General features: G+C 65.8%; 3 protein-coding genes. All 3 read right to left on the bottom strand.

Features of this window, described 5'->3' with window-relative positions:
* Window positions 1–3,523: type I polyketide synthase (locus tag EV580_RS25990; protein WP_133694868.1), on the bottom strand; the 3,523-nt coding region annotated here is incomplete at its 3' end.
* 8 nt (window positions 3,524–3,531) lie between these two features.
* The gene (locus tag EV580_RS25985) at window positions 3,532–5,142 is read right to left on the bottom strand and encodes a PfaD family polyunsaturated fatty acid/polyketide biosynthesis protein (RefSeq protein ID WP_133694867.1); all 1,611 of its coding nucleotides are present in this window, start codon (window positions 5,140–5,142) and stop codon (window positions 3,532–3,534) included.
* Between the two features lie 338 nt (window positions 5,143–5,480).
* The gene (locus EV580_RS25980; protein WP_286171857.1) at window positions 5,481–5,807 is read right to left on the bottom strand and encodes a hemophore-related protein; all 327 of its coding nucleotides are present in this window, start codon (window positions 5,805–5,807) and stop codon (window positions 5,481–5,483) included.
* Between the last annotated feature and the right edge of the window lie 193 nt (window positions 5,808–6,000).

Below are 6,000 nucleotides of genomic sequence, written 5' to 3'. Positions count from 1 at the left end.
CCTGCTTGATCGAATCGATCCCGAGCTCAGCCTCCATCTCCATGCCCAACCCGAGCATGTCAACCGGATAACCCGTCTTCTCCGAAACAATCGACAGCACAACATCACCGGCTGACACCGACGGCGCGGCAGGCGCAGCGGCAACGGCAGGCGCAGGCGCAGGTGCAGGAGCGGCGACCGGTGCGGGCGCAACCGGCTCAGCCACCGGCGCGGGCGCGACCGGGGCCACGGTGACCGGCGGCGCGACTACCGGCGCCGCGATCACCGGCGCCGCGATCACCGGCGCCATAACCTGCTGTGGTGCAACACTTGTCAGCACACTCGGGGCCTGCGCGACGGTGGTGGACCCACCCACGATCTGAGCCATCATCTGGGTGGACATGTCCAGGAACGCCTGGTGGCTGTTCGTGACCACATCCATGTAGCGCTGATGCTGCTCGGCAGTCTCCTTCTGGATGCTGTCGATGATGCTCCAGACATCACTGGACAGCGGGGCCTCGATCACCTCAGCCTGGATTTCGACCTGCTGGATCTCGACCTGCTGGACGACCGGCGCCTGCTGGACGACCGGCGCCTGTGCCTGCACCACCGGAGCGGGTGCCGCAGCGACGGGTGCGTCCATCCGCTGAACCGCCGGGGCGGGCGCGGGGGCCGGGACCACTGCCGGCGGTGCGCTCTGCACGCTCGCCCGAGTGCGCTTGGCCTTGATCGAGACCTTGCCGTCCACCGGCGGATACGGCTTGCCGAGGTTCGCTCCACCGACCTTGACGGCATGCTTGGGCGCCGGAACGAATTTCACCGGCTCCGCGTAATGATCGAAGAGCGCAACCAGATCCAGTGCGACACCGTCGGCCGCCAGCGCGGCCAGGCCGCGATGCCAGCCACGCAGACCGTCGGCCTTCGGGTCGTCGAGAGCCACCGCGAAGTGCGCCGCGTCGCCAAGGATCTTGGTGACCAGCCCGGTCAGGACCCGACTCGGGCCGACCTCGATGAAGCGCGTGACGCCGTCGCGGGCCATCGCCTCGATCATCTCGCGGAACCGCACCACCTGCTGAACCTGATCGCCGAGTTGCACCGCGACGTCCTCGCTGTAGACCTGCGCGGTGGCGTTGGCGTAGACCGGGAAGTTCGGCTGCCCGATCTTCAGCGTCTTCAGGTAGGTGGTCAGCGGTGCGGAGCTCGCGGCCACGATCTCCGAGTGGAACGCGGAGGCTACCGGCAGGCGAACAGCCGTCCAGCCCTTGGCCTTTGCCTCGGTCTGTGCCCATGCGATATCGGTCTCGTACCCGGCGAGGACCACCTGGGTGGGCGCATTGTCGTTGGCCACGACCAACGAACCCGACGCCGGCTGGGTGGCAAGCAGTGCCCGCACGTCATCGACGGTCGCCGTCACCGCCAGCATCGCACCGTCTTTGCCTTTGCCCGCTTCGTTCATCAGGGTGCCGCGGGTGCGGGCCGTCTCCACCAGACTCTCGGTGGGCAGCACACCCGCCGCCGCCAGCGCGGTGACCTCGCCGAAGCTGTGGCCGGCGGCCGCGGTCGCGCTCACGCCGAGGACGTCGAGCAGCGCAAGCTGAGCCAGGCTGGTCGCGGCGATGGCCGGCTGAGCGTTGGCCATCGCGGTGAGTTCCTTCTTCTGCGCATCCACCGCGGACGCGTCGAAGACCGGCTCCGGGAACACCACGCCGGGCAGATCCGTCAGATCTCCCTCGAGCCCGTCCCAGACGGCGAGAGCCTCGGGGAAGGTGAGCGCCAAGTCACCGCCCATCCCGACGTACTGACTGCCCTGTCCGGGGAACAGGAAGGCGGTCTTGCCCTCGCGTGCCGGCCCGAAACCGACCGCGATGTTGGCATCCTTGAGCTCAGCGGCCTTGCCGTCGGCCAGCGCCGTACGCAGCCGATCAGCCAGTGCGGCCAGCGATTCGGCGTCGGTGGCGACCAGACCCGCGCGCGCGTGCAGCGAGGCATCGAATTCTTCGGCGGCCTCGAACGCGATCCGGGCGAGACTCTCGCCGGAACGCGCGGCCGCGACGATGTCAGCGGCCCGCTTCTGTAGATCCGCCTCAGACTGCGCGCTGAGTACCACGAGCTCACTGGGCAATGTCCGTAGCCGCTTGGCGCGGTGCTCGCCCTGGTATTCCTCCAGCGTCACGTGGAAGTTGCTGCCGCCGAAGCCGAATGAGCTGACCGACGCACGCCGCGGCTGGTCGCTCTTGCGCACCCAGGGCCGGGTCTGCGAATTGACATAGAAGGGCGATTCCTCGATCCCCATCGCAGGGTTGGGCCGATCCACCTTCAGCGTGCCGGGCAGTGTCGAATGCTGCAGTGCGAGAACTGCTTTGATCAGACCGGCCGCGCCTGCCGCAGCCTTGGTGTGGCCGATCTGGGACTTCACCGATCCGATCGCGATGCGCGCGGAAGGGTCGGTGAACACCGACTTCAGTCCGGCGAATTCGGCAACGTCACCGGCTTTGGTCGCGGTGCCGTGGGCTTCGACAAGTTCGACCGTCGACGGGTCGTAGCCGGCGCGCTCGTATGCGCGGCGCAGGGCCTTGGCCTGTCCTTCGGAACGCGGCGCGTAGACGCTGGAAGCCTTTCCGTCGGAAGAGGAGCCCAGTCCACGGATGACCGCATGGATCTGGTCGCCGTCACGCTCGGCGTCGGCGAGCCGCTTGAGGGCGACCATGCCCACGCCCTCGCCGATGATCGTGCCGTCGGCCCCTGCGGAGAAGGGCCGGCAGTCACCGGTCGCCGAAAACGCCGGTGTCTTGGAGAAGCACATGTACATCATCACGTCGTTGAGCGCATCGACGCCGCCGGTCAGCACCACATCCGACTCGTGCAGGTACAGCCGGTGCAACGCCGACTGCAGCGCCGAAAGCGAACTGGCGCAAGCGGCGTCGGTGACGAAGTTGGCGCCGCCGAGATTGAGGCGGTTGGCGACCCGGCCGGCGATGACATTGCCGAGCAGACCCGGGAACGTGCTTTCCTGCCACGGCACATAGTGATCCGCGATGTCCTGGCAGATCTCGTCGGCCTCGTCCTCTGCCAAACCGTTCTCCAGCAGGGCTTTACGCCAGATCGGCCGCTGCATGCGCGAACCCATCTGCACGACCAGTTCGGTCGTCGAGGCAACACCGAGAACCACATCGACACGGTCCAGGTCGACCTCGGCGCCTTCGTGCTGAACCTGATCAAGCAGCTGCCGGGCCGCGATCAAAGCGAGAATCTGTCCGGTGTCCGTCGACGGTAATGCGTTGGGCGGCAACCCGAATTGCACCGGGTCGAAGTTCACCGGGTCGATGAAGCCGCCCCGCTTACAGTAGGTCTTGTCCGGAGCCTTGGGGTCGGCGTCGAAGTAGTCCTCGATCAGCCAGTGCGAGGGGGGTACCTCGCTGATGGCGTCGCGGCCAGCGGTGATTGTGCGCCAGAAGCCGGTCAACCCCGACTCGCCCGGGTAGATCGCCGACATGGCGACCACCGCGATCGGAGTGGCAATGGGCTGGTGCGTGTTGTCAGTCAAGGTAACCCTTATCCGAGGGGACGTGGACGGAAATCAAAGGCGGAAGGCGGCATCGCGACGCCCGAAGCGCGAAGCTGCCCGGCTCGAGTCACAGTTGCAGCGCCCTCAAGGAGATTGAGCGCGATCTGCCGAACCGTGCGTGCCTCCACCGGCTCGAGGAAACTTCCTCGCACCCATTGGTTGAAGGCCCCCATCGCCGGGCCACACCAGATCTGGTAGTCAGCGCGGCGCTCCGTGTTGCCGTCGCGTGCCCACTGCGAACCTGTGAACAGGTACCAGCGGAATACCAGGGCCATGCGATGTCTGGGGTCCGCCGCCGCGCGTTCCACCTGATGCGGATCGCTCTTGGCGAAGAAGGCCTCGGTGTCCGCCCAGATGTCGGCGACACTGCGGCCCAGGACCGTCTTTTCGAGATTGGCGAGCTCCTCGGCCGGCGCCTCTTCCAGCGAGGAGTAGCGGCGATAGAAGTCGGCGAGGCGGTGCCCGCGCTGCGCGAACATGGTTCCGCGCTTGAGAACCTGGACGGTCACGCCCATTTCGAACATGTCGGCCGCCGGCGCCATCGCGACGTCGGTGGACTCGGCCAGCCCCAGCAGGGTTCGGGCGTCCGGCGACAAACCGCTTTCGACCGCCGACTGGTTGACCGAACCCGTCAACACATATGCCGCGCCTGCGGCGAACGCGGCCGCGACGGCGGCGGGGGTACCCAGTCCGCCGGCCGCACCGACCCGAGGCAGGACCGAATAGCCATAGGTGGCCGCGATCTCGTCGCGCAGGCTGATCAGCCGCGGCAGCAGAACGGTCAGCGCACGGTTATCGGTGTGGCCGCCCGAATCCGCTTCAGCCGTGATGTCTTCGGCGATCGGGATTCCGCTGGCGAGCGCGGCTTCCTCCGCGGTGAGCCGCCCTTCGGCGACCAACGCGCTCAACATCGCTTCCGGAGCGGGCGACAGGAACTGCCGCGCGACCTCGTCGCGAGAGACCTTGGCGAAAATGTGCCCGGCCCGCACGACATGTCCGCTCGCGTCGCGGCGCAGACCCTTTGCGGCATAGAGGACAACCGCGGGGGTCAGTCGCATGAACGCCGAGGCGGACACATAACGCACACCGAGGCGATGGAACAGATCGACGGTCGCCAGTTCGATGCCATCGCTCTGAATGTTGTGAATCAGATTGGCGCCCCAGCCGCTGGAGTCCCGGCCGAGCGAGGCCTGAATCTCCAGCACGCCGGCTTCGACGGTGGCCAGATCCAGCCCGGCACTGCCGTAGAAACCCATGACGCCGGCGCGTACCGCCTCGACAGTCATCTGTGGCGTCGCGATCCCGCGGGCCATCTCGCCTACGACGTAAGGGAATCGCACACCGTGCGTCGCGGTGAAGCTACGGTCGCCGAGCCACTCGGGATAGATCGGCGGCAGGACGGCGAGCACATCTTGACGCAAGATCTCCGACGTTAGTTGCCCGGTGTTGTCGAGAAGCACCGCGCGCGGCCCGTGCACCGAATTCACGACGGCAACCGGTTGCCGGATTGCCGTCAGTGCCTCGCCGACGTCGGGTCGATCAAGCAGCGCTACAGAGGCGCCATTCGTCGGATGAGAGTTAGCCAAGGTGGCCTGCATGAGGAGCGACTCTAGCTTTACGCGCGCGACAAATCCTGGTTTTAGAACACGTTCATGCAGCCAGCGGCCTACCCGCGGGTAACTCTGTGAGGATCTTACGTTGACAGCTGTCGAGGGCGTTGCCGAAATGACACACGAGGGGTCGTTTTTCGGTCACTTCTGTCCAGGCCCTAGTTGACGCTGCAGCAAATTTCTCGGCGGGCCATACAGCGCCGCGCTGCGAGCACGCGGAAGAAGCTTCAAAGGTCGGAACAAAGACCATAACCGCTTTTACGGTGTGTGGTTACCGTGGGCGACGGGGCTGGATCGGGAAGGCCCAGATCCAGCCAAACGCAGGGTCAGTAATTCATGCAGGTGTTCGCGACCTGCGTTATCTGCGGTCCGATCTGCGCATAGATCATCGCTTGCAACTGTGGGTTCATCGCTTGCTGCTGTGCCAGCTGCTGTTGACGCTGGTCGATCGGCATCGCCAGGAACTGCTGAATATTGGCCTGCATATCGGGTCGGCGACTGAGCTGTTGGGCCAGGGCCGGAGCCTCCGCGTTGAGGGCTGCCGTCACCTGTGTGTAGCTACAGGTCGTGTTAGCCAGCGCCTCCGTGACCGGGTCGGCCGACGCGAGACCGACCGTCGCCAGCGGCAGCACCGCCGACAAGCCACCGATCACGACAACAGTTCGTAAGCACCGTGCTGATTTCATGAACGGGTGCCCTTTCGTTTGCCAGAACTGCATGTAGCCGTCGCGTCGGCTAGTTAACCACGCCGCCTTCACACGGTGTTCGAAACGCTTCCTTATATATGTAATGCTCAGGTTCGCCGCACTGATCGACGCTCACCTGTGCGGTTGCCGTCGCCAATCT

Origin of the sequence: Mycobacterium sp. BK086 (assembly GCA_004362315.1) — a bacterium.
Taxonomy (GTDB): domain Bacteria; phylum Actinomycetota; class Actinomycetes; order Mycobacteriales; family Mycobacteriaceae; genus Mycobacterium.
Note: the sequence above shows the minus strand (reverse complement) of the source record. Positions and strands in the feature narration are given on the sequence as shown.